The sequence below is a fragment of the Burkholderia stagnalis genome, assembly GCF_039848545.1.
Taxonomy (GTDB): Bacteria; Pseudomonadota; Gammaproteobacteria; order Burkholderiales; family Burkholderiaceae; genus Burkholderia; species Burkholderia stagnalis.
On sequence record NZ_CP156686.1, the window covers coordinates 2762953 to 2789855 of the forward strand.

At 67.9% G+C, this 26903-nt stretch carries 25 protein-coding genes; 12 read left to right on the plus strand and 13 right to left on the minus strand.

Annotation, left to right across the window (positions count from 1 at the left end; all coding sequences use genetic code 11):
- Positions 1 to 43: 43 nt before the first annotated feature.
- Both ABFO07_RS29065 and parA read right to left on the minus strand, forming a co-directional pair.
- Complete coding sequence (locus tag ABFO07_RS29065; protein ID WP_059810779.1) at positions 44 to 1111, minus strand: ParB/RepB/Spo0J family partition protein; 1068 nt, start codon at positions 1109 to 1111, stop codon at positions 44 to 46.
- Positions 1112 to 1134: 23 nt separating this feature from the next.
- A complete protein-coding gene (parA, locus tag ABFO07_RS29070) occupies positions 1135 to 1797 on the minus strand; it encodes a ParA family partition ATPase (protein WP_059564996.1) in 663 nt (220 codons plus the stop codon).
- Positions 1798 to 3239: 1442 nt separating this feature from the next.
- On the opposite strand from parA, the gene arsC reads away from it, so the two are divergent.
- Complete coding sequence (gene arsC, locus ABFO07_RS29075) at positions 3240 to 3596, plus strand: arsenate reductase (glutaredoxin) (protein WP_322235331.1); 357 nt, start codon at positions 3240 to 3242, stop codon at positions 3594 to 3596.
- Between the two features lie 92 nt (positions 3597 to 3688).
- Here arsC and ABFO07_RS29080 read toward each other — a convergent pair whose 3' ends face one another.
- A complete protein-coding gene (locus ABFO07_RS29080; protein ID WP_059907649.1) occupies positions 3689 to 3880 on the minus strand; it encodes a zf-HC2 domain-containing protein in 192 nt (63 codons plus the stop codon).
- On the minus strand, positions 3861 to 4457 hold the full coding sequence (locus ABFO07_RS29085; protein WP_059564999.1) for an RNA polymerase factor sigma-70: 597 nt from the start codon (positions 4455 to 4457) through the stop codon (positions 3861 to 3863). The genes ABFO07_RS29080 and ABFO07_RS29085 overlap by 20 nt, the downstream gene beginning before the upstream one ends.
- Before the next feature lie 363 nt (positions 4458 to 4820).
- Here ABFO07_RS29085 and ABFO07_RS29090 point away from each other — a divergent pair, with 363 nt between their 5' ends.
- Positions 4821 to 5375 carry an NADPH-dependent FMN reductase gene (locus ABFO07_RS29090; protein WP_059810782.1) on the plus strand — a complete coding sequence of 185 codons (555 nt, stop codon included), beginning with the start codon at positions 4821 to 4823 and terminating at the stop codon, positions 5373 to 5375.
- Positions 5376 to 5409: 34 nt separating this feature from the next.
- Here ABFO07_RS29090 and ABFO07_RS29095 read toward each other — a convergent pair whose 3' ends face one another.
- Positions 5410 to 7659, minus strand: a complete 2250-nt coding sequence (locus ABFO07_RS29095; protein WP_347469132.1) for a hybrid sensor histidine kinase/response regulator — start codon at positions 7657 to 7659, stop codon at positions 5410 to 5412.
- 112 nt (positions 7660 to 7771) lie between these two features.
- Positions 7772 to 8062 (minus strand): hypothetical protein, encoded by a 291-nt coding sequence (locus tag ABFO07_RS29100; RefSeq protein WP_347469133.1) that lies wholly within the window; start codon positions 8060 to 8062, stop codon positions 7772 to 7774.
- Positions 8063 to 8133: 71 nt separating this feature from the next.
- Between ABFO07_RS29100 and ABFO07_RS29105 the strand changes: the two genes are divergently transcribed.
- Genes ABFO07_RS29105 through ABFO07_RS29115 form a run of 3 tightly spaced genes read left to right on the plus strand, consistent with a single transcriptional unit; the run spans position 8134 to position 10098 of the window.
- The gene (locus tag ABFO07_RS29105; protein ID WP_026044369.1) at positions 8134 to 8502 is read left to right on the plus strand and encodes a response regulator; all 369 of its coding nucleotides are present in this window, start codon (positions 8134 to 8136) and stop codon (positions 8500 to 8502) included.
- Positions 8495 to 9163, plus strand: coding sequence for a chemotaxis protein CheC (locus ABFO07_RS29110; protein ID WP_059810784.1), 669 nt, complete (start codon positions 8495 to 8497; stop codon positions 9161 to 9163). The genes ABFO07_RS29105 and ABFO07_RS29110 overlap by 8 nt, the downstream gene beginning before the upstream one ends.
- The gene (locus tag ABFO07_RS29115) at positions 9160 to 10098 is read left to right on the plus strand and encodes a sensor domain-containing diguanylate cyclase (protein ID WP_059565003.1); all 939 of its coding nucleotides are present in this window, start codon (positions 9160 to 9162) and stop codon (positions 10096 to 10098) included. Before ABFO07_RS29110 ends, ABFO07_RS29115 begins: the two co-directional genes overlap by 4 nt.
- An 8-nt stretch (positions 10099 to 10106) precedes the next feature.
- On the opposite strand, the gene ABFO07_RS29120 is transcribed toward ABFO07_RS29115, so the two are convergent.
- Positions 10107 to 11003: an alpha/beta fold hydrolase gene (locus ABFO07_RS29120; RefSeq protein ID WP_059565150.1), complete on the minus strand. Its 897-nt coding sequence runs from the start codon at positions 11001 to 11003 to the stop codon at positions 10107 to 10109.
- Positions 11004 to 11201: 198 nt separating this feature from the next.
- On the opposite strand from ABFO07_RS29120, the gene ABFO07_RS29125 reads away from it, so the two are divergent.
- The 5 genes from ABFO07_RS29125 to ABFO07_RS29145 all read left to right on the plus strand — a co-directional run bounded on the left by ABFO07_RS29125 (position 11202) and on the right by ABFO07_RS29145 (position 16594).
- On the plus strand, positions 11202 to 11534 hold the full coding sequence (locus ABFO07_RS29125; protein WP_059565004.1) for a hypothetical protein: 333 nt from the start codon (positions 11202 to 11204) through the stop codon (positions 11532 to 11534).
- A gap of 256 nt (positions 11535 to 11790) precedes the next feature.
- The gene (hpnD, locus tag ABFO07_RS29130) at positions 11791 to 12639 is read left to right on the plus strand and encodes a presqualene diphosphate synthase HpnD (protein ID WP_059889391.1); all 849 of its coding nucleotides are present in this window, start codon (positions 11791 to 11793) and stop codon (positions 12637 to 12639) included.
- A 5-nt stretch (positions 12640 to 12644) separates the two neighbouring features.
- Positions 12645 to 13898: a hydroxysqualene dehydroxylase HpnE gene (gene hpnE, locus ABFO07_RS29135; RefSeq protein WP_060018346.1), complete on the plus strand. Its 1254-nt coding sequence runs from the start codon at positions 12645 to 12647 to the stop codon at positions 13896 to 13898.
- An 11-nt stretch (positions 13899 to 13909) separates the two neighbouring features.
- Positions 13910 to 15883: a squalene--hopene cyclase gene (gene shc, locus ABFO07_RS29140; RefSeq protein ID WP_059879105.1), complete on the plus strand. Its 1974-nt coding sequence runs from the start codon at positions 13910 to 13912 to the stop codon at positions 15881 to 15883.
- A 54-nt stretch (positions 15884 to 15937) separates the two neighbouring features.
- Positions 15938 to 16594, plus strand: coding sequence for a phosphorylase (locus ABFO07_RS29145; protein ID WP_059810811.1), 657 nt, complete (start codon positions 15938 to 15940; stop codon positions 16592 to 16594).
- Between the two features lie 83 nt (positions 16595 to 16677).
- On the opposite strand, the gene ABFO07_RS29150 is transcribed toward ABFO07_RS29145, so the two are convergent.
- Entirely contained in the window at positions 16678 to 17925 is a 1248-nt protein-coding gene (locus tag ABFO07_RS29150) for a hypothetical protein (RefSeq protein WP_155713750.1), read from the minus strand.
- On the opposite strand from ABFO07_RS29150, the gene ABFO07_RS29155 reads away from it, so the two are divergent.
- Positions 17924 to 18217: a hypothetical protein gene (locus ABFO07_RS29155; protein WP_124518490.1), complete on the plus strand. Its 294-nt coding sequence runs from the start codon at positions 17924 to 17926 to the stop codon at positions 18215 to 18217. The genes ABFO07_RS29150 and ABFO07_RS29155 overlap by 2 nt on opposite strands.
- A 98-nt stretch (positions 18218 to 18315) precedes the next feature.
- Here ABFO07_RS29155 and ABFO07_RS29160 read toward each other — a convergent pair whose 3' ends face one another.
- Positions 18316 to 19281, minus strand: coding sequence for an MlaA family lipoprotein (locus tag ABFO07_RS29160; protein ID WP_059565009.1), 966 nt, complete (start codon positions 19279 to 19281; stop codon positions 18316 to 18318).
- Positions 19274 to 21907: an MMPL family transporter gene (locus ABFO07_RS29165; RefSeq protein WP_347469136.1), complete on the minus strand. Its 2634-nt coding sequence runs from the start codon at positions 21905 to 21907 to the stop codon at positions 19274 to 19276. The genes ABFO07_RS29160 and ABFO07_RS29165 overlap by 8 nt, the downstream gene beginning before the upstream one ends.
- A gap of 268 nt (positions 21908 to 22175) precedes the next feature.
- On the opposite strand from ABFO07_RS29165, the gene ABFO07_RS29170 reads away from it, so the two are divergent.
- Positions 22176 to 22772, plus strand: coding sequence for an MlaC/ttg2D family ABC transporter substrate-binding protein (locus ABFO07_RS29170; protein WP_059565011.1), 597 nt, complete (start codon positions 22176 to 22178; stop codon positions 22770 to 22772).
- Between the two features lie 64 nt (positions 22773 to 22836).
- Here ABFO07_RS29170 and ABFO07_RS29175 read toward each other — a convergent pair whose 3' ends face one another.
- From ABFO07_RS29175 to ABFO07_RS29185, 3 genes are all read right to left on the minus strand, one after another.
- Positions 22837 to 23481: a response regulator gene (locus tag ABFO07_RS29175; RefSeq protein WP_059565012.1), complete on the minus strand. Its 645-nt coding sequence runs from the start codon at positions 23479 to 23481 to the stop codon at positions 22837 to 22839.
- 31 nt (positions 23482 to 23512) lie between these two features.
- Positions 23513 to 24895 carry a cache domain-containing protein gene (locus ABFO07_RS29180; protein ID WP_059565013.1) on the minus strand — a complete coding sequence of 461 codons (1383 nt, stop codon included), beginning with the start codon at positions 24893 to 24895 and terminating at the stop codon, positions 23513 to 23515.
- Positions 24896 to 24973: 78 nt separating this feature from the next.
- Positions 24974 to 26533 (minus strand): sensor domain-containing diguanylate cyclase, encoded by a 1560-nt coding sequence (locus tag ABFO07_RS29185; protein ID WP_059565014.1) that lies wholly within the window; start codon positions 26531 to 26533, stop codon positions 24974 to 24976.
- Positions 26534 to 26903 lie beyond the last annotated feature (370 nt).

Genomic DNA, 26903 nt, shown 5'->3' on the forward strand with positions numbered 1-26903 from the left:
TCCTGCTGCGGGGGCGCCGGCATCGCCGAGCGCCCACTGCTCATCACGCTTGATCCGACAGCAGCATCCGCTCGAGTTGCTCGAGGATCGCGTCACGCTTTTCCTTCGGCAGCCCGCGCAAACGCAGCTCGATGCGGTCGTCCCCATAGGACTTCAGATCGCCGACCGACGTGCCGCCGAGCTTGATCTCGAGCCGTTGCGCATAGCGCTGGCGGCTGGCGGGCTTCGGGGATTCCTGGGCCGCGGCCCGGCCTTTCACGATGTCGGACACCTGGCGCGTGCTCAGGTCGTCCGAGACGATCTTGTTGATCAGCCGCAGCGTCGCATCCGTGCCGCGTGCGCTGTGATAGCGCCCGACCTGATAGGCCATGTTCGAACCGAAGCGATCGGGGCGCGCGACCATTTCCTGCATGATCGATTCCGGCAGCTTGCCGATCGACAGTGCGACCGCGATCGTCGATTCGTCGAGGCCGAGATGTTCGGCCAGTTCCTTTTGACTCTGGAAGTGCTTGTCGTCGAGGAAGCGTCGCCACACGACGGCGTTGTCGAACACGGTCTGTGAATCGCGCTGGACGTTGAGGTCGTAGCCGAGCTTGTAGCTCTGGATGCCGATCGGCAGATCGATCACGATCGCCTTCACCGTCTCCTTGTTCGCCTCCTTCAGTGCGCGCACGCGGCGGCCGCCGTCGCTGACGAAATACGTGCCCGGATTGTCATAGTCGGGGATCACGTGAATCGCCTGCTGCTGGCCTTGCTTCGCAAGGTTGACCGCGAGTTCGGCAATCGACGACTTCAGATAGAAGTGCCGCGGGTTGAACGGGCTGTGCTTGATGGTCTTCAGCGACAGCTCGATCACCTGGCCGGGCGCATAGCGATTCTCGAGGCGCCACGCACGATAGTGCGGCGACTCGTCGGTCGACGGGTCGAGCGTGAAGTCCGGCGCCGGCGAGGCGACGGTGTCTTTCTTCGCGGGTTTGGCGGTGGCGGGTGCAGGCGTTTCCGATTTGACGAGGCCGTCGATCGCGTTCAGCCGATCGAGGGCCGTGCGCTTTTCACTCGTCGTCATATCCGGTCGCGCTTGGAATCCTTTGGCGAATTGGGAAGGTTTCATGCGAGTCCTTTGTGCGCATAAAGTCAGGGCAGCATCGCGACGATCTCGTCGGCGCATGCGCGTATTTCCGCGGCGGCGAGCTTCGCGCCGCGATCGTTCATCTGCAGGACGGTTTGACCGAGCGCCATCGCCTGCTTGTACGCTTCCCGCGTCGGAATTTGCGTCTTGAGCAGCGGGAAGCCGAGCTCTTCGAGGGCCCGCTTCAGCTCGCGGGTCAGCATGCGCTTTTCTTCGGTCTTGTTCAGCAGGAATACGGCGCGAAGATCTTCGTTCATGACCTGCGCTTGCTGGATCAGCTTGACCAGCCCGACGCTCGACCAGTAATCGGCGGGCGACGACGACGTTGGAATGACCGCGATCGATGCGGCCAGCAGGACGACGCCGGACACTTTCTCGGTGATCGACGGCGGGCAGTCCACGACGATCACGTCGTAGTCGTTGATGAACTTCTTGATCTCGCGGTGGATCTGGCCACCCGCTTCGGCGAGGTTCACGACCGGGAAGGGGATGCCGGTTTCGCTGTCGCCCGAGGCGCTGGACCAGTGGATCAGTGTGTTTTGACCGTCGGCGTCGACGACGAGGACGCGCTTCCCTTTTTCGTGAAATGCAGCGCCAAGGTGCATGGCGATCGTGCTCTTGCCGACGCCGCCTTTTTGTTGAGTGACTGCAATGATTTCCGCGGCCAATTTTCACTCCTGTTTTTGGTCGTTGGAATTCTACCGGACGATATTTATATTTCAATGAAATTGTTGTTCGTCAACTACGCGTTGGCCGTTTGGACGGGCGGTTTATGCGCATAAACGGGAGTGTGGTGACGGTCGATGGTGCGCGAGCCGAGCGAGCACGCGGCAACGATTGCAAGAGTTCGGTGTGATCCGTATGCGCATGACCGGTACAAGGAATCGGCTCGCAACGGTCGATGGCGCATGACGGGCCGAGCACGCGCACGACGATGCTTGCAAGAGTTCGGTACGTGTCCGCATGGCCGGTGCAAGGAGTCGGCTTGCTCGTGATCAGGCGATGCGCTTCGTTGGCGGTGGCGAAAGATCTACGGTGCGATGAAGTGCCCAGCCTCGAGGTGTTTATGCGCATAAACCGGTCGATGCATTGGCGATCGCGCGCCGGAGACGTGGCGGCAATTCGCAGGAGGTCCTGCAGAGCGGCAGGCTTGCCGGCGCATGGTCCGCGTGCAGAGGTAATGGCATGCGCGGCGCGATGGGGCTTATGCGCATAAACCACCGGATGTTCGATGCTGCGGTCGCGCGAGATGATCATTCACCTCACGATTCGGGGCCCACATCAGTAGCCGATGCGCGTACCCAGCCAGATGCGATTACGTTCGGTCGGCCGATACGGCACTCATGAGGACAGGCCTTATGCGCATAAACTGCCAGCGGTTCAGCGCGAAGCGCGAAGCGCGAAGCGTGGAGCGTGGAGCGTGGAGCGTGGAGCGTGGAGCGTGGAGCGTGGAGCGTGGAGCGTGGAGCGTGGAGCGTGGAGCGTGGAGCGTGGCGTCGGCGACGATGCCGCAAGAGGTGCCGATGCCCGAAGCACACTCCACTACCGGGCACGGGCGCCTGTCACGCCGCCAATCTGCCGACACAAAGGCGCGTGAATGAACGTGGGGCGCGACGCTTCGGTCGCGTGGCGTCAACCGTTCGAGCCGCGGGCGCAGCCACCAAGGGCCGACGCGAAGCGCCTGCCGCTACTGAAACCTGAGCACCCAATGCACCCCATTGAGTACGCCAACGCTCACGCGATTTATGCGCATAAACCTGCTTGTTGTCGGTACGTCAATTGCAGCGTGCCAGTCCTTCAGGCTACTGCGCAGCACCGTGAGGTGACGTCGACGAGCGCCCTTCCGCCGGAGGCACTCGCCCCGGATGATCGATTCATTGACTCAGACGCTCTCGACTCTGATGCGAATTTATGCGCATAAACCGAACTGCGCAGCGAGCGTCACGAGTAGCCGACGAGCTTCATTGCAGAGCCTATCCGGCGACGAAGCCAGCCCAACCACACGCTGCCTTCACGAGCAATCGCAACAACCTCGACCCTGCCCTCATGCCGGCTCAATCCCCCGCCCGGACTGGCTACAATACGAGACCCAACTACGCAGGCCGGAACGATGATCACGATCTACCACAACCCCCGATGCTCGAAGTCTCGCGAGACGCTGACGCTTATCGAGTCGCTGAATCCGAGCGGCGCGCCCGTGAATATCGTCGAATACCTGAAGACGCCGCCGACGGTTCGGGAACTGGAGGCGCTGCATCGCCAGCTCGCGCGCCCGGTGCGTGACATGCTTCGCGACAACGAAGAGCCGTACAAGACCCTCGGCCTGGCCCGCGAGGATTTGACCGACGCGCAAGCCTACGAGGCGATTGCCGCTCATCCGATCCTGCTGCAGCGCCCCATCGTCGTATACAAGAACAAGGCCGCGATCGGCCGCCCGCCGGAAGCGGTGCGTGGGTTGTTCGAATAAGCCGAATTCCGCGTATTTTTATTATTGCGCCGGATGATCGATGTGCGGCGGAGGTGCGACCCGATCGGCCGCACCCGCACTTCGGCCTGTCATCACCCGCCATCCCCCCGCCCGCCCGCGGCCTTTGCCGCCGCCCGCAGCAACGCAATCTGTTCGCGGTACTGCCTGCAGCCGCTGCAGGTCGGCAGATGCACGCGCACCTGCACACGCTCGTGCACCGTCAGATGCCGGTCGAGCGCATCCGACAGCAGGCGCGTCACATCCTTACATTTCCCCGGTAGCATCTTCGGTCGTCAGCCCCTTTTCGCTCAGGCAGGTGCGCAGGCGCGTACGCGCGCGGTACAGCAGCACGCTGCAATGGTTCGTCGTCAACGTCAATTCGGTGCAGATGTCGTCGATCTCGACATCGAGAAACTCGCGCATCATGAACACGCGCCCGATCTGCTCCGGCAGATGGTCCAGGCAGGTTTCGAACAGCATCCAGAATTGCTGCTGCTGCAGCAGCGTTTCCGGCCGCGGCCATGGCCGCGGTTTCGCGTGCGCGGCCCAGTGGCCGTTTTCCTTGAAGAGTTCACGGTCGAGCACGGATTCGCCGTCGAGTTCGGCGTCGAGCGCGGACAGGCTCACCATCCGCTGCCGCGCGCGCAGCACGTCGATCAGCTTGTTGCGCAGGATGCCGAACACCCAGGTCTTGTGCGCGGACAAACCGGCGAACTCCGACGCGTGCGTCCAGGCGGCCGTCAGCGCTTCCTGCACCGCGTCCTCGGCCGCATCGGCGTCGCGCAGCTGCAGGCGCGCGAAACGCAGCAGGTCGTGCCGCAACTGCGCAAGATACGCGGGATCGTCATACACAGGCGGCATCGTCAGGCATCTCTCCGGTAGGCGCCGCACTCGCTGCCGGTCGCGCGAGCCACGGTGCCAGCAGCTTACTGGGCGGGGCGCCGGCCCGCAACGCACGTTCTGCCACGATTTTCACGAACGCGGCCATGCGCTGCGCTATGCTTGCCGACAGGCTCGCGTCGCGCACCCGCCATCGCGCGACCGGGCATGTGTAACGGCGGGGCATTCCGGCAAAGTTATCCACAATTTCTGTGGAAAACCTTGTGGAAAGTCGGCCGGATGGCCCCGTGGGACGGTTCACGGGCTGGCCTGCCTATAAACAGACCTTTGCTGCCTGTCCCGAAGCAATCGTATCGATTCCCCACCCATCGGAAGGAGACAGTCATGGCATATCGTGTTGCGGTCGTCGTCGGCAGCCTGCGCCGCGGATCCTGGAACCGTGCGCTCGCGCACGCAGTGATTTCGCTTGCGCCGGCCGATCTCTCGTTCGAGTTCGTCGAGATCGGCGAACTGCCGCTCTACTCCCAGGATTACGACGCGGATTTCCCGGAAGTCGCCAAGCGTTTCAAGCAGTCGATCGAAGCGGCCGACGCGCTGCTGTTCGTCACGCCGGAATACAACCGGTCGATTCCGGGCGTGCTGAAAAACGCGCTCGACTGGGGCTCGCGCCCGTGGGGCGCCAATTCGTGGGCGGGCAAGCCGGGCGCGGTGCTCGGCACGTCGCCGGGCGCGACCGGCACGGCGCTGTCGCAGCAGCATCTGCGCAACGTGCTCGCGTATCTCGACGTCGCGACGCTCGGCCAGCCGGAAATGTTCATCAAGCACGACCCGACCCGCATCGACGACGACGGCAAGATCGTCAACGAAGACACGCGCAAGTTCCTGCAAGGGTTCGTCGATCGTTACGCCGCGTGGGTGCGCCTGAACAAGGCGGCCTGAACCCGACGATATCGCCGGCCGCAGCGGCATTCGCTCACGGCGCGTGCCGCACATCGCGTGCATCCCGCGCGTCGCGAATGCCCAGCAGGATCTCGTCGAGCAGCGCGATATCGAACGGCTTCGACAGCACGCGCACGTTGACCCCGCGCGTGCGGTCGAGCTCCTCCGCATAACCCGTCACCAGGATGACGGGCAGTTTGTCCGGCCGCCGCCCGAGCGTCTCGGCGAGATCGATGCCGTTCATCTGGCCGGGCATGTGAATGTCCGAAATCACGAGATCGAAGCCGTCTCCCGCCGGCGCGCCTTCGATGAGCCGCAGCGCGTCGTCGGCGGTCGCCGCGTAGGTCACGCGGTGCCCCAGCAGCGTGATCAGCGCTTCCGTGCCCGCGGCGACTTCGCTGTTGTCCTCGACGAGCAACACGTGCAGGCCAGCCAGCGGCCGGGCGCCGTGCGCCGGCGCGACCGGGGCCGGCGCACGCGCGACGACCAGGTCCTGCGCGCTCGCCCGCGGCAGATAGAGCCGCACCGACGTGCCGGCGCCCACGGCGCTGTCGATCGTCGCGAGGCCGCCCGAGCGCTCGCAGAACGCGAACACCTGCGGCAGCCCGAGCCCCGTGCCCATCCCCTGCGCCTTCGTCGTGAACAGCGGCTCGAACGCGCGCGCGAGCACCTCGGGCGCCATCCCCGAGCCGGTGTCGTCGAGCGAGATCTGCACGAAATCGCCGATCAGCGGAAAGCCGTCCTCGCGGCGCAGCGTCACGTTGCGCACGCCGACCGTGAAGCGGCCGCCGGTCGGCATCGCGTCGCGCGCGTTGACCGCGAGGTTGATGACCGCGAGTTCGAGCTCCGCGGTGTCCACGCGAATCGGCCACACGCCGGGCTCGACCGCCGCGATCAGCGACGACTTCGAGCCGAGCGACGTCTTCATCAGTTCGCGGCAGGTGCCGAGCCATTGCCCGACGTCGATCGTCTCGCTGTGCAGCGGCTGCTTGCGCGCGACGCCGAGCAGCTGGCGCGTCAGCGACTGCCCGTTCTTCAGCGCCCGCTCGATCGCGCCGAGTTCGGTGTCGAGGTGCTGCACGCCGCGGTGCCGCGCGATCTGCACGTTGCTCGAGATGATCATCAGCAGGTTGTTGAAGTCGTGCGCGACGCTGCCGACGAGGTTGCCGAGCGCCTGCATCTTGCGCGACTGGCGGTAGGCCGATTCGATCGAGCGCCGCATCGACGCTTCCGCCTGCCAGCGGTCCCATGCCTGCTCTTCCGCCTTCAGCCGCTTGAGCGACAGCCAGATCACGCACCACAGCGCGAACGACGGCACGAACATCGACGCGAACAGCACGCTCAGGTGTTCGTACCATTCACGCCAGATCGCCGACGTGCGGTAGGCGCACGATACGTAGACCGGATAGCTGCCCACCTGCCGGTACGCGACGATCTCGCTGCCCGCGCCGTGGCCCACGCGCGCGAGGCCCGTGCGCCCGCTGCGCTCGCCGGTCAGCGGAAGCGGGTGATCGCCCTGCGCGGCGGCCGGCAGCGGCGGGTACGACGCGAGCACGGCGCCGTCGGTGCGCGTGAGCGACATCGTCATCGGCGTCTTCGCGCCGCCGAGCAGGTCGCGGTAGAACGCATTGAAATACGACGACTTCAGCGCGATCGACACCATCCCGGCGAACGAGCCGTCGCTGTGGCGACGCGCGACCCCCGTGTTGAACACGGGGATGTTCTCGAGTTTCAGCGGCCCCATCATCAGGCGCGAGATGTGTTCGATCACCTTGCCGTCGCGAATGCCGACGAAGTCGTCGCGGTTCGCGATCGACGCATACGGCGCGGGAAAGTAGAGGCTGTTCGCGAGCAGCATCCCGCTCGCGCCGAAGATCGACACGGCCGCGACCTGCGGGTAGCCGCCGCCGATCGTGTTGAGCGCGTCGTGGATGTCGGATTCGTCCTTGCGCACCGACGCGTCGTCCATGTCCTGCACGAGATCGACGATGCGCGCGTCGAGCGTCTCGCTGAGGTCGAACACCTTGAGCGCGTGTTCCTCCGCCACGCGCACGGTGCGCATCGTCACGTCGCTCGCGGCGGCTTCGCGTGCATTCAGGTCGTTGTACGCCATGACCGACACGTAGATGCACGGCAGCACGATCGCGGCGATCAGCAGCACGATCAGCGTCACGCGCCGCACGGCGAAATCGTGCTCGGGCGCGCCGGACGCGTAGGTCCCGTCGTCCTGCCAGTCGTCGGCGGATGCGGGGTCGCGGGAATCGGCAGGCCGGTCGGACGTCATGGATGGGAAAGGGCGAAGCGCAGGCTGGAGGTGCCTGCCATCATAAACGAGTTGCATCCGCGTTCCGCGCCGCGCACCCGCATAATCCAGACGAATCCGACCAAGGAAGTTGTCAGATTGAAAACGCGACGAATCCGGCAGCGCAAACGTACACAAGGAAAAAATTTGCGTGCTTATCGCAAAAATGGTCGCGGCTGTTTTCCGAATGGGGCGCGATCGGATCGATTTTGTTTGAAAAAGCAAAAATGACGAGTTGCACCGCCCCGGTTTTACTCACAGAATCGCGCCTTGCTTTCCATGACAGATACGCGCGCGCCGATGCCGGCGCGCAGCCCGTCGCGTGCAAGTTTGCCGCGGCGTGCGCTGCGTGGCCGCCCGGCGGCGCAAGCTTGCGTCCGTTCACTCGGCGCCTAAAGAAACGCGGCGCACGGTCGTTAACGCGAGAGAGACCATTCCGTATTCCGCTCCGCCGCCATGCCTTTGCCGATTGTGATTGCCGACGATTCGCTGCTCGCTCGCAAGCTGCTGACAAAGGCCTTACCGGGGGACTGGGACGTCGACATCGCGTATGCGGCGAACGGCCGCGAGGCACTTGCGCTCTATCGTGACGGCAAGGCTTCCGTGATGTTTCTCGACCTGACGATGCCGGACATGAACGGCTACCAGGTTCTCGAAACACTGCGCCACGAAGATCTGAACACGTTCGTGATCGTGGTATCCGCTGATATCCAGCCGCAGGCGCGCGAGCGCGTGCGCGAGCTGGGTGCGATCGCGTTCGTCGCGAAGCCCGTGACGTCGGAGGCGTTGCTGCCCATTCTCAAGGAGTATGGGTTGTATGCCTGACTCGGTGTTCACGGCGGAGCAACGCGACGCGTTGCAGGAAATCGCCAACCTCGCGATGGGCCGTGCCGCTGCACGGCTCGCGTCGCTGCTCGGCCGCTTCATCGAGCTGTCGGTGCCGCGCGTGCGCGTCGTGCAGGCGGCCGATGCCGGCAACGCGCTGCGCGACATGACGGGCATTCACGAGAACGTGACGGCCGTGCGCCAGGGTTTCCGTTCCGACATCAAGGGCGAGGCGCTCGTGCTTTGCCGCACGTCGAGCGTCACCCGGCTCGCGTCGCTCGTCGATCACACCTTCGGCGACGGTGCGCCGGGCGCCCGCGCACACGATGACGACGATACTGCCGGCGCGCGCGGCGACACGTCGAGCCAGGACGAACTCGTGTTCGACGTCGCGAACGTGCTGATGGGCGCATGCGTCGCATCGATCCTCGACGAGCTCGGCCGCACGCCGGTGTTCTTTCCGCCGGGGCTGCTGGGGGCGAACGTGTCGTTCGACGACGTGTTCCAGCCCACGGTGCTCGCGTGGAGCGTCGCGCTGCTGCTGGAAGTGAATTTCGGCCTCGAGGACGACGGCTTCCGCGCCCATTTCGTGATGCTGATGGCCGAAGACTCGATTCGTTTGATGGGCGACGCGCTCGACGCGTTGCTGTCCGCACTATGACTGCCCGCCCCGCTTCGCTGAGCGACCTCGTGATCGAACGGGTCGGCTTCGGCCTGTTCGTGCTCGACCGCGCGATGAACGTGCTGATGTGGAACCGCTTCATGCAGGACCACAGCGGCGTCCCCGCCGACGACGTGATCGGCCGCAACCTGTTCGACTGCTTTCCGGACCTGCCGCGCGCGTGGCTCGCGCGCAAGCTCGAGAGCGTGTTTCAGCTCGGCAGCTTCGCGTTCAGCTCATGGGAGCAGCGGCCCTACCTGTTCCGCTTCGAGCACGACCGGCCGATCACCGGCGGCGTCGACTTCATGCAGCAGGACTGCACGTTCATGCCGCTCACGCGCGGGCGCGAGGTCGAGGCCGTGTGCGTGACGATCTCGGACGTCACGCACGTGAGCGTGATGCAGCGCGAACGCGAGGAAGCCGTCGCGAAGCTGCGCGAGCACGCGAACTGCGATGGCCTCACCGGCATCGCGAACCGGCGCTTCTTCGAGTCGCGGCTGCGCGACGAATTCGCGCGCTGGCAGCGCTACGGCGGCGACCTGTCGGTGCTGCTGTTCGATCTCGACCACTTCAAGACGATCAACGACCGGTTCGGCCACGCGGTGGGCGACGCGGTGCTGCGCGAGATGGCGCAGCGCGTCGCGGGCATCGTGCGCGCGCAGGACACGTTCTGCCGTTTCGGCGGCGAGGAGTTCGCGCTGCTGCTGCCGTGCACCGATCTCGCCGAAGCGATGCTCGTCGCGGAGAAGGTGCGCTGCGCGATCGGCGGCGCGCCGGTCGACGCGGAGGGCGTGCGCGTGCCGGTCACGGCGAGTGTCGGCGGCGCGAGCGCGCATGCGGGCGCGCAGACCTGCGAGGTGCTCGTCAACGAGGCCGACGCCGCGCTGTATCGCGCGAAGCGGCTCGGCCGCGACCGGTCGGTCGCGTACGCGTAGCGCGGGCCTCAGCTCTTCGCGATGTCCGCCAGCACGCCGGCCAGCACCGCCGGCTGCGACACGAACGGCGAGTGGCTGCTGTCGAGCTGATGCACGTGCGTCGGGTTGTCCGGCGTGAACGCGTCGGCTTCGTCGATGAAGCGCTGCTGCAGCGCGGGCAGGATCACGTGGTCCTGCAGGCATTTGATGTAGTGGCGGTCGATCGCGCCCCAGCCTGCGGGGGTCGTCGGCACGGCCGTCGCGAACGGCGCGGCCGGCACGTCGCAGCTCATCAGGTTCGCGATCGCCTCGTATTCCGCCTGCGGGACGTCGTCGCACAGCGCGCGCCTTGCCGTCTCGCGATACGCGTCGTCGTCGCTGCGCGGATCGATGCGCAGCGCGCCCGCGGCGCGCGGGCTCGCGAGCATCAGCTTGCCGAGCATCTCGCCCTGGTTTTCCGGCGCGCGCACGTAGTCGAGGCCCGGCACGCCCGACGCGGGCATGAACGCCGCCAGGTAGACGACCTTCGCGATCTTCTCGGGCATCCGCTCGGCGGCCGCCGTGATCGCGATGCCGCCCATGCTGTGCCCGACCAGCACGACCTTGCCGTGGCCGAGCGCATACGCGTCGTCGATCGCCTGCATCACCTGCGACGCATAGTCGTCGAGCGTCGTGTTCGCGACCGGCGACGGCTCGGTGCCGAACGCCTCCCGGTCGAGCGGACGCTTGAAGTACGACGCGGGAAAGCGGGCGTGGATCCCGTGCGCGGGCAGGTCGCGCGCGATCGCGAGGTGGCCGCGCTCGGCCAGCGCGGTCATCACGTGCTCGAAGCACCACGCGCCGTGCCATGCGCCGTGCACGAGCACGAATACGGGGTGGGCGGACTGCGGGGATGCGGGGGACGCGGCGGTCACGGTCGTCTCCATGAGGTCGGTATGCGTTATTGGGATAAAGCGTCATCTTAGACGAACGGGCGCGGGCCCAAGCGGCGGTGGCCGGCCGCAAGCTGACGCAGCCGGGAGCCATGTGTCCCCCGATGTGTCGCGCAGGCCACAATTCGTCCCGATCTGATTTAAATTCGCAGCAGATCGCGCTAACTTTGCACTTTGATCCGATCGCGCCCCATGAACGTCGACTATCTCTTCTACCGGAAACCGGACAAGCCCGGCCCCTATTCCCTCGACGACCTGGGCGACGTCGCGCCGCCGATCGGCGCGGGCGACGCGGTGCGCGCCGGCATCGCGCGCGTGTTCGCGCAGATCGACTGGCACGAATCCGACGACGTGCCGGGCGCGTGGTTCGGCTCGGGCGGCGCGGTGTTCCAGTTCACCGCGGAGCCGGACGGCCGCGTGACGAGCTTCATGGGCTCGCGCCTGGAGCGACGCGCGATGCTCCAGCTGACGCGCGAAATGGGGCTCATCGCGCTCGATCTGCAGCGCGACATCGTCTACGGCTAGCGGCGCGCGGCCCATGCGCGGCGGGCCTTCGCGGCCCACCGGCGCGCGCATGGGCGCGGGGCCACGCGATGCGGCCATGCGCAGCCATCGACCTTCAAAGATTGCTATACTTTCGCCCAATTCCGGCTTCCGGCCGGTAATTTGTGCCTGTCTGCGTCGAACGTTCGCACATCTCGCACGCATTTGACGCCCTTACCATCCCAGCCGGGCATGGCTTCTTCAATCGCCCCGCGTGGGCGTCTCCGTGGAGCTCGTCTTGGCCGTTTCCAATCCCGTCGTGGACGAACAAGAAACCGACGCCGCTGCCGTCACATCGGGCAGTTCCTTTTATCTTGCGATGCGCATCCTGCCGGCGACGCAACGCGACGCGATGTTCCAGGTGTACGCGTTCTGCCGCGCGGTCGACGACATCGCCGACAGCGACCTGCCGCGCGCCGAGCGCGCCGCGGGCCTCGCGCGCTGGCGCGCGGACATCGACGCGTGCTTTGCCGGCAAGCCGCCGCGCCATCTCGTCGCGCTCACGCGCGAGATCCACGCGTTCAACCTGCAGCGCGCCGATTTCCACGCGATGATCGACGGCATGGCGATGGATGCCGCCGAAGACATCTGCGCGCCCGACGAGCCGACGCTCGACCTGTACTGCGACCGCGTCGCGAGCGCGGCCGGCCGCCTGTCGGTGAGGATTTTCGGGATGCCGGAAGCCGAGGGGATCGCGCTGTCGCACCATCTCGGCCGCGCGCTGCAGCTGACCAACATCCTGCGCGACATCGACGACGACGCGGCGATCCACCGCTGCTACCTGCCGCGCGAACTGCTCGCGCGCGAGGGCATCGCGATCACCGACCCGGCGACGATCGCGCGCGAAGCGGCGCTGCCGCGCGTGTGCGCGACGCTCGTCGAGCGCGCGCTCGAGCATTTCCGCCAGGCGGACGCGGTGATGGACACGTGCCCGCGTGCGCAGGTGAAGGCGCCGCGCATCATGTCCGGCGCCTATCGCTGCATTCTCGAGGCGGCGGTCGCACGCGGCTTCGCCGCGCCGCGCGCGCCGATCCGCAAGCCGAAGGCGCGCATGCTGATGATCGCCGCGCGCTACGCGCTGTTCTGAGCCCGATGCCCAGAACCGTCCACGTGATCGGGGCAGGACTCGCGGGGCTGTCGGCCGCCGTCGAGCTGCAACGTCGCGGGCGCCGCATCGTGCTGCACGATGCGCACGCGCAGGCGGGCGGGCGCTGCCGCTCGTGGTTCGACGGTACGCTGAACGCGACGGTCGACAGCGGGCTGCATCGGGTGTTCGCGGGACAGGCGGCGACGCAGCGCTATCTGCGGGCGATCGGCGCGACCGACCAGCTCGCGGGGCCGGCGCTGCCGGAATTCCCCGTGGTCGACCTCGCGTCGCAGCAGCGCTGGACGCTGCGCTTCGGCAGCGGCCGCTGGCCGTCGTGGCTGTTCGACGCCGCGTCGCGGGCGCCGGGCACGACGCCGCTGGACTATCTGTCGCTCGCGCCGCTAATGGGTGCGCGCACGGGCCGCTCGCTCGCACAGACGATGCGCTGCGACGGCGTGCTGTGGGATCGTTGGCTGCGGCCGTATCTGCTCGGCGCGCTGAACGTCGAGCCGCGTCATGCCACCGCTGAGCTCGCGCGTGCGCTTATGTGCGACACGTTCGCCGCGGGCGGGCCCGCATGCCGCCCGCTCGGCGCGCGCCACGGGCTCGGCAGCGCGTTCGTCGAGCCGGCGCTGCGGATGCTGCAGCACGGCGGCGCGACGATCCGCCTGCGCTCGCGGCTCGACGCGCTCGAGTTCGGCGCGAACGGCCATGCGGTCGACGCGCTGGTGATCGACGGCGAGCGGGTCGATCTCGCGCCGGGCGACGCGCTCGTGCTGGCGGTGCCGCCCGACGTCGCGCAGCCGCTCGTGCCCGACCTGAGCGCGCCGGATGCATACAGCGCGACCGTCACCGCCTATTTCGCGGCCGACGCGCCGGCGGGCGGCCCCGCGTATACGACAGTCGTCAACGGCGCCGTCGATGCGGTGCGAGCCGCCGAAGGCCAGCTCGCGGCGACGATCCACGATGCGCATCGCTGGCTCGACATGCCGCGCGAGACGCTCGCGCGAACCATCTGGCAGGACGTCGCGCGCGTGACCAGCGCGCACGCGGAAGCCATGCCTGCGTGGCAGCTCGTCGTCGAGCCGCGCGCGGGCTTTGCGGCGGTGCCGCCGCAGGAAATGAAACGTCCGGCCGCGCGTACGCGCTGGACCAATCTCGTGCTGGCGGGCGACTGGATTGCCACCGGCCTGCCCGCCACGATCGAGGGCGCGATCCGCTCCGGCCAGAAGGCCGCGGACGTGCTCCAGACACAATAAGAGAGGGACCGATGAACGATCTCACCGATATGCCAACCCTGTCCGCCGGCACGGTGCCGGCCGAACTCGATACCGCCGTGCAGCGCGCGACCGACGCGTTGCTCGCCGCGCAGCAGCCCGACGGGCACTGGGTCTACGAACTCGAAGCGGATTCGACGATTCCGGCCGAGTACATCCTGCTCGTCCATTACCTCGGCGAGACGCCGAACCTCGAGCTCGAACAGAAGATCGGCCGCTACCTGCGCCGCATCCAGCAGCCGGACGGCGGCTGGCCGCTGTTCACCGACGGCGCGCCGAACATCAGCGCGAGCGTGAAGGCGTACTTCGCGCTGAAGGTGATCGGCGACGACGAGAACGCCGAGCACATGCAGCGTGCGCGCCGCGCGATCCACGCGATGGGCGGCGCCGAGATGTCGAACGTGTTCACGCGCATCCAGCTCGCGCTGTACGGCGCGATTCCGTGGCGCGCGGTGCCGATGATGCCGGTCGAGATCATGCTGCTGCCGCAGTGGTTTCCGTTCCACCTGTCGAAGGTGTCGTACTGGGCGCGCACGGTGATCGTGCCGCTGCTCGTGCTGAACGCGAAGCGGCCGATCGCGAAGAACCCGCGCGGCGTGCGCATCGACGAGCTGTTCATCGACCCGCCGGTGAACGCCGGCCTGCTGCCGCGCCAGGGGCACCAGAGCGCGGGCTGGTTCGCGTTCTTCCGCGTCGTCGATCACGCGCTGCGCGCGGTCGACGGGCTGTTCCCGAGCTATACGCGCGAACGCGCGATCCGGCAGGCGGTCGCATTCGTCGACGAGCGCCTGAACGGCGAGGACGGCCTCGGCGCGATCTATCCGGCAATGGCCAACGCGGTGATGATGTACGACGCGCTCGGCTACGCGGAAGATCACCCGAACCGCGCGATCGCGCGCGAGTCGGTCGAGAAGCTGCTCGTCGTGCATGACGACGAAGCGTACTGCCAGCCGTGCCTGTCGCCGGTGTGGGATACGTCGCTCGCGTCGCATGCGCTGCTCGAGACGGGCGACCCGCGCGCGGAGGACGCCGTGGTGCGCGGCCTCGAATGGCTGCGTCCGCTGCAGATCCTCGACGTGCGCGGCGACTGGATCTCGCGCCGCCCGAACGTGCGGCCGGGCGGCTGGGCATTCCAGTACGCGAACCCCCACTACCCCGACGTCGACGATACGGCCGTGGTCGTGATGGCGATGGATCGCGTCGAGAAGCTGCGGCATTCGGACATGTATCGCGATTCGATCGCGCGCGCGCGCGAATGGGTCGTCGGCATGCAGAGCAGCGACGGCGGCTGGGGCGCGTTCGAACCGGAAAACACGCAGTACTACCTGAACAACATTCCGTTCTCCGATCACGGCGCGCTGCTCGATCCGCCGACGGCGGACGTGTCGGGCCGCTGCCTGTCGATGCTGTCGCAGCTCGGCGAGACGGCCGCGAACAGCGAAGCCGCGCGCCGCTCGCTCGACTACATGCTGAAGGAGCAGGAGCCGGACGGCAGCTGGTATGGCCGCTGGGGGATGAACTTCGTGTACGGCACGTGGACGGCGCTGTGCTCGCTGAACGCGGCGGGCCTCGGGCCGGAGGATCCGCGCATGAAGCGCGGCGCGCAATGGCTGCTGTCGGTGCAGAACAAGGACGGCGGCTGGGGCGAGGACGGCGACAGCTACAAGCTCGACTATCGCGGCTACGAGCAGGCGCCGAGCACCGCGTCGCAGACGGCCTGGGCGCTGCTCGGCCTGATGGCGGCCGGCGAGGTGAACAACCCGGCGGTCGCGCGCGGCATCGACTACCTGATCGCCGAGCAGCAGGAACATGGCCTGTGGGACGAGGCGCGCTTCACGGCGACCGGCTTCCCGCGCGTGTTCTACCTGCGCTACCACGGCTATCGCAAGTTCTTCCCGCTGTGGGCGCTCGCGCGCTACCGCAACCTGAAGCGCGACAACGCGACGCGCGTGACGGTCGGGATGTAACGCGTGACGGCATCGAAGCACAACGGCACGCTGCCCGTCATCGCGGTGACGGGGATGGCGTTCGAGGCGCGCATCGCGCGCGGCGACGGCGTCGAGGCGGTGTTCGCCGCGCGCGCCGATCGTCTCGAGCGCGCGCTGACCGAAGCGACCGCGCGCGGCTGCGCGGGGATCGTCAGCTTCGGCACCGCGGGCGGGCTCGCGCCCGATCTCGCGCCCGGCGCACTGGTGATCGCCGACGCGATCGACGGGCCGTTCGGCCGCGTGCAGACGGATGCGGGCTGGAGCACGCGGCTCGTCGCCGCGCTGCACGACACGCCGGTGTGGTCGCGCGTGACGCGCGGCACGATGGCGGCCGTCGGCGCGCCGGTCGTCAGCGAAGCGGACAAGGCGTCGCTGTATCGCACGAAGGGCGCGCTGGCCGTCGACATGGAGTCGCACATCGCGGCGGCCTTCGCAGCGGCGCGCGGCGTGCCGTTCGCGGTGTGCCGCGCGATCGTCGATCCGGCGTGGCGCACGCTGCCGCGCGCGGCGACGGCCGGGCTGCGCGACGACGGCAGCACCGCGATCCTGCCGATCCTGCGCGAACTCCTCAAGCAACCTTCCCAGCTCGGCCCGCTGCTGCAGGTCGCGGGCGATGCGCGCGCGGCGCGCACGACGCTGATCCAGGCGCGGCATGCGTTCGGGCGCGCGGGGGCGCTGCGGATCGGTTGAGCGATCGGGCGGCGATCATACGGGTGGGCCCCGGCCCCCGCCCTTGCCAAGGCGGGAGCGGGCCCGGCGCGATCATCCGCGCATCAGTTCAGCACGCGCTTGCCGGAGATCCACTCGATGCTGCCATATGGCGCGAGACTGTCCAGTTGCTGCAGCATTGCGCGCCCCATCGCGGCGTCGCCCTTCACGAACTTCATGTACGCGCCCCGGTAGAAGAGCACTTCGCTGTCGGCTTCCTGCGCTTCCGTACCGACCATCCGGACGATATCGGCGGAAAGCTCGTGGATCGTGTCATCGCCTTGCCACATGCGAAGCAGCGCACCGTAGTGGCTCTTGTCGTGCGTCGCATAGTACGTCGCGTCCCGTTCGAGCCTCGCGTTTGCCAGCAACGGATCGTGCGCGCGCGCCATCAGGTAGCGGTAGACCAGGCTTCGATATGCATAGAAACTCGGCCCTTCCAGCGGGGAATGGGCATCCGCCAGCGTGCCGATGGCGTCTTTCCAGTGTCCGAGCTGCGCATGCGCGAACGTGGCCGTGACGAATCCTTCCGAGAAGATGCTCAACGCGACCGGTCGCTCGAGTTCCGGCTTGCCGCTCGCGAAACGGCGGGCATTCTCGATGCCCGGCGCGAGCGCATCGAGCGCGGCCTGCGGGTTGTTCAGCGAAAACAGGATCTTCGCGCGGGTCACGGTCATCGACGTGTCCGCCGAAGGGCCGGCGAGCTGCAGGGCCTGATCGATCGCCGTCAACGCCTCGTTGGACCTGCCGAGCGAATCGAGCGCCGCCGCCTGCTGTTGCAATGCGTTCGCCTTGTCTTCCGCCGATGTGGCGGCAGCGGCATTCCGCAGCGCGTCGGCGAGCCGCTGTTCGTGATCGGTTTTCAGGAAATTCCTTTGCTCGCCGGCAAGCGCGATGCGCGATGGCGGGATCTTGCATTGAAGCCCCCGTCCGACCCGCACGGGATGGGCGGGATCCGTGATGTCGGTCACCCGTTGCGAGCAGCTCGCAGTGCCCTGGAAGTCGAAGTTGACCGAATACGTTCGCCCTTTTTCCGGGGTGAACGCCGTCACGATCGGGCCGCAGGACCAGTCGCGCGGGTTGGGTTCGTCCGTTACGCCTGAGCCGCCCTGCACTTGCAGCGTCACGCCGGGCTCCACATATCGCTCGCGCGAAATTTCGGCGCGCATGAGTGCCTTGTGGGTCTTTTCGGTCATGCGTGCGATCCACGGCAGCAACACGGCACGTCCGCTGTCGAACACGTTGCCGACACGCTCGAAGCCCTCGCATGCCGGTATCGCCGAGCTGATGGAGTACGACACGACCATCGGCATGCCGCTCGTCGTGAACACCAGCCTGGCGCGGTCGGGGTTGGCCGCAGCCGCGTCGACTGCCGGGCGGCGCGCGGCGTGGCTCGCCGGATCGCGCGGCGGCTTGGGGCGATGGGCGCAACTGGAGAGTGCAAGCACGGACGCGAGCGTCGTCGCGGCGATGAACGTGGTTCGCTTGTTTCGAATCATGCTTTCTGGTTCTTATGTGGCCTGGCGTGCGATCGATCGCACCTGCTTGTTATCGGGGCGGCACGCGACGGGGTATCCGGAGCGTCATGCCGACATGGGGCGTTAGGCCACCTGTTCGAACCGCATGCCGATTGTCCAAGAAAAAACCCGGCCGGCGCGGGCCGATCGGGTTGTTCGACGCGTGCCGCGTGCGCGGCGGAGGGATCAGTTCGCCGCCGGGCTGCTGGCCGGCGTGCCGGTGGCGGCCGGTGCGGATGCATCCGGGGCGGCCGACGGCGCGCTCGCCGGTTTCGCTGACGCGGCTGATCCCGTCGCGGCGCCATCCGCGCCCGGATCGTCATACCGCGGCAGCCCCGGCGCCGCCGGCGCATTGGCGGGCGCCCCGCCCGACTGGCCCGGATCCTCGTAATTCGGCAGCCCCGGCGCGGCACTACCGCCCGAATCTCCCGACTCGCCCGGATCGCCGTAGTTCGGCAGCGCGCTCGGCGCGGCTTCGCTCTTGTAGGTCAGCGACTTGCGCTGCTGCAGGTAGGCATCCCGCACGAACGAGTACGGGTCGAGCGCCGCCTGCTTCAGCAGGTCGGTCGCGCCGAGCAGGTCCGAACGCGCGCTGACGAACTGCATCACGTACATCGGGTTGCGCGCGGCCGGCTCGATGTAGTTGAGCAGGTTGAAGCGCACGTCGACCGCGCGGCCGACGCCGTCGCGGAACGTGCTCGGCCCGAACACCGGCAGCACGAGATACGGGCCCGACGGCATGCCCCAGCGCGCCATCGTCAGGCCGAAATCCTGGTGATGCTTCGGCAGCCCGGCGGGCGTCGCGATGTCGATCAGGCCGGCCACGCCGAACAGCGAGTTCATCGCGACCCGCATCAGGTCCTGCGTCGCATCGGTGATGCGCAGCTGCAGCAGGTTGTTCGCGAAGTTGCCGAGGTCGCCGAGGTTCGAGAAGAAGTTGCTGACGGCCGTGCGCACCGGCGTCGGCGTGATCTTCTGGTAGCCCTTCGCGATCGGCACCGCGATGTTCTGGTCGACGGTGTCGTTGAACTTGTACACCGCGCGGTTCATCGGCTCGAGCGGGTCGGACGGATTGCGGTTGGGGCCGGTTGCGCAGCCGCTCAGCATTGCGCCGGCGGCGACGGTCGCCGCCATGATTCGCACCTTATTCATTGATTCCTTGCGATTGGTTCGTCGCGCGCTTGGCGCGCGGTTTGCCCATGAGTACCGGCTGGAACACCACGGCACCGATCAGCGTGCACGTCAGCGCGAGCGCGAGCAGCTTGCCCATGCTCGACGTGCCCGGGTGATGCGACAGCCACAGGCTGCCGAACGCGGTGGCCGTCGTCGCGGCGCTGAACAGCACCGCGTGCGTGAGGCTCGAGTGCAGCAGGCCGGTTTGCCCGGCGCGCCATGCCATCACGAAGTACACCTTGAACGCGACGCCGACGCCGAGCATCAGCGGCAGCGCGATGATGTTCGCGAAGTTGAGCGGCATGCCGAGCACGACGCACAGCTCGAGCGTCACGACGCCGGAGACGAGCAGCGGCACCAGCGTACGCAGCACGTCGCCGAAGCGCCGCAGCGTGACCCACAGCAGGATCGTGATCGACACGATCGACCACAGCGCCGCATGCAGGAACGCGTTGATGATCGTATCGGCCGAATGCAAAATCGAGATCGGCCCGCCGGTCGCGTTCGGCTCGGCGGCCTTCACGGCCGTCACGAAGCGGCGCAGCATCGTGTCGTCGCCCGGATCGACGCCCTTCGGCACCTTCGGCGAGATCTGCACGAGCGCATGGCCGTCCGGCGCGACCCAGTCGCGCACGAGCGGCGGCGGCAGCGTGTCGCGCGTGATCTCCTGCGGCTGGAGCAGCGCCGCGAGCTGGCCGAGCGCGACGCGCAGCGTGCCGCCGAACGCGCGCTCGGCGCGCTCGCGCGCCGCGGCATCGGCAGCCGCGAGCTTCGCGAGCGACGCCGACAGGTGCTGCGCGGCGGCCGCGCCCGGGCCCGGGTGATCCTCGGCCGCATAGCCCAGCAGGGCCGACACGCGCTTGAGCGCGGCGACGCGCTGCGCGTCGGTCGCATCCGGCGCGGCCGGCTGGGTCAGCGCCGGCATCAGCTCGCTCGCAGCGGCGGCGATCGACGCGCGCTTGGCAGGCTGATCGGCCGGGATGAAGGTCGACAGCGTCACCGTGCGGCCGACTTCGGGCAGCGCGTCGAGGCGCTTCGCGGCGGCGTCGGCCTGCGCGAGCGACGGCGCGAGCAGCGTGACGTCGTTGACCGACGCCTCCGGCGAATCCTTCAGCGCGAGCAGCGTCGCCATCGATTCGCTGTGCGGATCCTTCAGGTGCAGCGGGTTGAAGTCGAAATGCAGGAACTTGAGCAGCGGCAGCGCGCCGATCACGACCGCGAGCGTGCCGATCAGGATCGGCTTGCGGTGCCGGTCGAGGAAATCGTCGACCGGCGCGAGGAGCGGAAAGCCCGGCGCCTTCGATTCGCCCGGCGGCGCGAACAGGCGCAGCAGCGCGGGCAGCGTCGTGACGGTGGTCAGCAGCGCGACGAACATGCCGACGCCCGCGATCAGGCCGAGCTCGGACACGCCGCGATACGCGGTGGGGATGAACGAGAAGAAACTCGCCGCGACCGCCGTGGTCGCGAGCGCGAGCGGCATGCCCATCGAGTGCGCGGCGCCGATCAGCGCGTGGTCGATGCGCGGGTCGCGGAAGCGCTCCTCGCGATACTTCACGCCGTACTGGATCGAGAAATCGACGCCGAGGCCGACGAACAGCACCATGAACGCGACCGAGATCATGTTCAGCGAGCCGACCATCATCAGGCCGAGCGCGGCGGTGACGGCGAGGCCGACGAACAGCGTGACGATCACCGAGCCGATCATTCGCTTCGAGCGCAGCGCGAGCCACAGGATGACGAGCACGGCGAGCAGCGTGAGGGCGCCGTTGAGCGCCGCGCCGTCCTGCACCGACGCGAATTCGTCGTCGGCGAGCGGCTGTTCGCCGGTCAGCCGCACGACTGCGCCGTAACGCTTGTCGAGATCGAGCGCGCGCGCGGTGTCGCGGATCGTCTGGCTCGCTTCCGCGCCGGCCTTCAGCGCGCCGTAGTCGACCACCGGCTGCACCGTGACGAACGCGCGCGCGGGCTGCCGCGCGGCGTCGTTGTCGACGAGCGCGCGCCACGAGAACGCGGCGGGCTTGCCGGCCAGCACGTCGTCGATCGTCGCGGCGCTGCGCGACAGCAGCTTGGCCATCGCCGGCAGCTTCACCTGGCCCGTCAGCAGCGGCTGGCCGAGCGTCGTCGACAGCGTGGTGGCGAGCCCGGTCAGGCTCGGGTTCTTCGCCAGCTCGTTGACGAGCGGCCGCGCGCTCGCGAGCTGCGACGCGGTGCTCGCCACGTCCTGCGGCGACAGGAACAGCAGCCCGTTGTGCTCGAAGAACGGGCCGCCGCCCGGCTCGGCGACCTGGCCGATGCGGCCGGCCTCGGCCTGCTTCTGCAGCGCCGCCGTCAGCGCATGCGCGGCGGCAGTCGCGAATTCGGGCGCGGGCGCTTCGACGACCGCGAGGATCGTGCCGTTGCGTTGCGGGAATGCGTGGTCGACGGCCTTGCCGAGCGCGGCCCATTTGGGATCGGCGTCGACGAGCTTGCTGATGTCAGTGTTGATCTTGAAGTGGTGCGCCACGTAGACGCCGCTGACGGCGGCGATGACGAGCGACAGCACGACGACCCAGACCGGGCGTCGCACCGACAAAGCGACGAGTCGGACGATGAGAGAAGTCACCATGAGGCGGTGGGGTGGGGCTCGAAAAGGCAAAGTAGCCAAGTATACCGGCGCGGCGCGGCGTCGGTCGTGACGCCGGGCGTTTTGGGGCCGAAAGGAGATTTGCCCGCAGCGGCGGAATCGGCGGCCCGCGCCGGGCGGGCCTGTGACAATCGGCGTCAAAGGTAACAGTCGGTCACCGGGCGGCAGGCGGGCACGAGGCCCGCTATACTTGCGTCGACCGGGCGGCGCGCCGCGCCGTCCGTCTTTCCTTACCGAGTGCGATATCCGTATGAAACGTCATCTGTTTGCTTTTCTCGCCGCAGCCACCGTGTCGATTTCCGCTTTCGCGCAGAGCGCGCCGGTCGACATCGTCCGCAATGCGGTCGAGGGCACCGTCAACGCGATGAAGGCCGACCCGGCCGCGCGCGGCGGCGACATGGCGAAGGTCACGCAGGTCGTCGAGGCGCGCTTCCTGCCGGCGACGAACTTCGAGCGCACGACCCGCATCGCGGTCGGCGACGCGTGGAAGCAGGCGAGCCCGCAACAGCAGCAGGAGCTGTACAAGCAGTTCAAGCTGCTGATGACGCGCACGTATGCCGCGTCGCTCGCGCAGCTCGGCAGCCAGGACGCGAAGTTCTCGTTCAAGGCGGGCGGCGCGTCGGGCGCCGACGCGCTCGTGCAGTCGACGGTGACGACGCCGGGCGACAGCCAGTCGGTCGGCTACCGGCTCGGCAAGGTCGGCAACGACTGGAAGATCTACGACATCGACATGTCGGGCGCGTGGCTGATCCAGGTTTACCAGGGGCAGTTCAAGACCCAGCTCGCATCGGGCGGGATCGACGGGCTGATCGCCTATCTGCAGAAGCACAACGCACGCACGAACTGACCGCAACGGCGGTTCGCGATGCACGAAGGGCGCCTCGGCGCCCTTTTTCGTTGGTGCGCCGCCGTCAGTGCCGCCGATGCTCGACCGCGAACTTGATCAGCTCGGCCTGCCCTTCGATGTCGAGCTTGCGCTTCAGGTTGAGCCGGTGGGTCTCGACGGTGCGCACCGACAGCCCCGTCTGCTGCGCGATCTGCTTGCTCGACAGCCCCTCGGCCAGCGCATCGAGGATGTCGCGTTCGCGCGGCGTCAGCCGATCGAGCGGCGACGCGGTCGCGCTGGCGTGGATCATCCGGGCGGCGAGCCCTTCGCTGAAGAACGTCTGGCCGGCCAGCACCGCGCCGATCGCGCGGACGATCTCGCTGGCCGGCGAGTCCTTCAGCAGATAGCCGCTCGCGCCCGCGCGCACGGCCTGGGTCACGTATTCGACGTTGTCGTGCATCGACAGCATCAGCACGCGGATGCCCGGAAAGCGCTCGTGGAACACGCCGGCGAGCGCGATGCCGTTCATCCCGGTCATGCCGACGTCCATCAGCGCGAGATCGGGTTCGAGCGATGCGGCGAGCGCGAGCGCCTCGTCGGCGTTGCCGGCTTCGCCGACCACGGACAGTTCGGCCGCTTCGAGCCGCATCCGCAAGCCGTCGCGCACGAGCGGATGATCGTCGACGAGCAGCAGTCGGGCGGCGGGCCGGGCGGTGTCGGGGGCAGTCAAGGCGAAAGGTCTCCGGTGATGGGGCGCGCGGTCAGGCGGCGCTGCGCAGCGGCACGCGCGCGGCCACGATCGTGTGGCCGACCTGCGACGAGATCGTCAGCATGCCGCCGAGCGCGTCGAGGCGCTCGCGCATGTTGCGCAGGCCGATGCCGCGGCGCGCGTCGGCCTGCGAGCGTTCAGCGTCGAAGCCGCAGCCGTTGTCGGCGATGGTCAGCGTGACGGATTGCGCGCCGACGTCGAGCGTGACGGCCGCGCGCGACGCATGCGCATGATGCACGATGTTGCTGAGCGCTTCCTGCGCGATCCGGAACAGCGCGGTGTTGACGGCCGCGGGCAGCGGCCGCGCGCCGCTGTGCGCGACCTGCGTGTAGCCGATGTCGATGCCGCTTTCCGCGCCGTGCTCGCGGATCAGCTGCTCGAGCGCGGCCGCGAGGCCGAGATCGTCGAGCATCGCCGGGCGCAGCGCGTGCGAGATGCGCCGCACTTCGCGCAGCGTGTCGCCGAGCCGCACGACGCCGGACGCGAGCGCCTGCTCGGCCTCGGGCATGCGCGCCGCGCCGCGCTCGAAGCGCGCGAGCGCCGATTCGAGCATCAGCTTCGCCGACACCATCATCTGGCTGATGCCGTCGTGCAGCTCGCGCGACAGCCGCGCGCGCTCCTGTTCCTGCGATTCGACGACGCGCTGCGCGAGCTGCTTGAGCTTCGCGTCCGCGCTGCGTGACTCGCTCACGTTCAGCACCAGCGCGCAGACGGCGATCGCCGCCGCGCCCGCCAGCGCGATCGCGGTGAGCCAGCTCATCGTGCGCTCGATGTTCGCGGACGCGCGCGCGTCGATCCGCTGCAGCGCGTTGTCGACGTCGTCGAGATAGATGCCGGTGCCGACCATCCAGCCCCAGCGCTCGAGCGCGACGACGTAGCCGAGCTTCGGCGCGGGCAGCCCGGTCGACGGACGCTGCCAGGTGTAGCGCACGTAGCCGCCGCCGTGCGACGCGGCGTTGATCAGCTGCTGGATCGTCATGCCGCCTTGCGCGTCGCGCATCGACCAGAAGTTGTGGCCGACCCGCTCGGGCTCGCGCGGATGCATCAGCGAATTGCCATGCAGGTCGTAGACGAAGAAATAGCCGTCGCGGCCGAAGTCCATTTTCTGCAGCATCGCGAGCGCTTGCGTGCGCAGCAGCGCGTCGTCGCGCGCATTGCGGCCGCTCGCGTCGTAGAGCGGCATGATCGCGCTCGTCGCGAGGTCGACGTAATGCTTGAGTTCGACTTCCTTGCTCGACAGGTAGGCGGCCTGGATCGTCGCGTGCTGCGTGCGCGCGAGCGACGTCGCCTGCTGACGCACCCCGAAGCCGATGCCGGCGATCGCGACGAGGAACGGCACGATGGCCAGGAGGAAGATCTTTGCCTTGAGTCTCATGATGGTGTGGGCCGGCCGCGCGGGCCCGCGCCGGCGCGGCGAGCCGGTATTGTCGGCGATTTTGCGCGCGCGCGCCGGCTACGCCCGCTGCCGCTCGAAGCGCACCACCGTTTCCTGCACGACCACCTGGTTGCGCCCGCTTTCCTTCGCCCGGTACAGCGCGTCGTCGGCGAGCTTCAGCGCGGCCTGGACGCCGGCGTCCCATTGCGGGAAGCAGGTGGTCACGCCGATGCTCGCGGTCAGGCGGCCGAATTCGCTCGCGTCGTGCCGGATGCCGAGGTCGTGGATGCTCGCGCGGATCGTTTCGGCGATCGCCGCCGCGCCGCTCGAATCGACGTCCGGCAGGATCACGACGAATTCCTCGCCGCCGTAGCGCGCCGCGTAGTCGCCCGGGCGGCGCAGGCAGCCGGCGAGGCAGCGCCCGACCGCGGCGAGCGCGTCATCGCCCGCCTGGTGGCCCTGCGTGTCGTTGTAGCGCTTGAAATGGTCGATGTCGACGAACAGCAGCGACAGCGCATGCTGCGAGCGCGCGGCGCGGCGCCATTCGCGCGCGAGCGTGACGTCGAGCATGCGGCGGTTGTCGAGGCCGGTGAGGCCGTCGGTGCGCGCAAGCGCCTGCAGCTCGGTTTCCGCGCGATGGCGCTTGCGCAACTGCACGTCGAGCAGCAGCGACAGGCCGACGAAGCCGAGCGCGAGCAGCGCCATCGCGGAGCCGACCGGAATCGCACGGTCGTACCACGCGGCGTAGATGTCCGATTCGGCCTCGGCGACCATGATGATGAGCGGCAGGTTGTTCAGGTGCCGGAACACGTACAGGCGGCGCACGCCGTCGATCGACGCGGTGTCGGCGAAGCTGCCTTCGCGCGCGGTCATGAAATGCTTGAACGTGCTGGCCTTGCTGATGTCGCGGCCGATGATCTTCGGATCGAACGGCTTGCGCATCAGCATCAGGCCGTTCGTGCCGATCAGCGACATCGAGCCGCGCTCGCCGAGCGCGAGGCGCGAGAACAGGTCCTGGAAATACTCGAGCCGGATCGACATCACCGCGATGCCGCCGAACGAGCCGTCGGGCCGCGAGATGCGGCGGCTGAGCGCGATGCTCGGCGAGCCGTTGCGCAGCCGCGACCGATACGGGTCGCTGATGTACAGGCCGACGTTCGGGTGGTCGCGATGCACGGTGAAGTAGGGCTCGTTGCCGAAATTGTCGGGGCGCGGCACGTCGCTCGCGCCGTCCACCACGATGTTGCCCTGCGCGTCCATCGCATAGATGCCGCCGAGATAGCGGGCCGCGGTCGCGCGGTCGAACAGCATCTGGCGGCGCAGCGGCATCGGCAGGCGGACGATGTCGGCCTGGTTCTGCCCGTCGACCACCGCCTGCAGCGACAGTGAATAGATCTCGATGTTGCGTTCGATGTCCCAGGAGGCCATCAGTGCCAGGTTCTGCAGCGTGGTGCGCGCACGGTCGCGCGCGTCGACGCGGGCCTGGTAGAGCACGATGCCGCACAGCAGCAGCAGGAGCAACGCGATCAGCAGCCCTGAGTAGAAGATCAGGTGCGGAATCAGCAACCGGCGCAGGTGCGCGGCAATCCGGCTCGTGCGGCCGGGCTCGCTGGGCGCTGCGTAGTCGGTGTCTGCCATGGGTCCGAAGATCGATAGGCATCGGCGCCGCGTGCGACAGGCCGATGCGTTTGTTCGTATGACGATATTCGCGGCGATCCGGTACGGCCTTTCAGGTCGGATGAGGGGCGGGCCCATCCGGATGCGTGTCTCCCGGTCATGCACAAGCGATTGACGGGTGATCGGCGTGCGTCACGGATGAATGTGGCGGCCGCCGCGATCGTCCGATGCGCTCCGAACCGGAATCGTTTCGTTCTCCGTATCCGGCGCGCATCGCACGCAGTATAGCGTGCGCATCCGCATGCGCCAGCATTGTCGAGCACGGTTGATGCACATCAATTTGCGGCGCGGCGCGCGGCACGAAGGATTGGCGCGCCGCCGCAAAAAAACG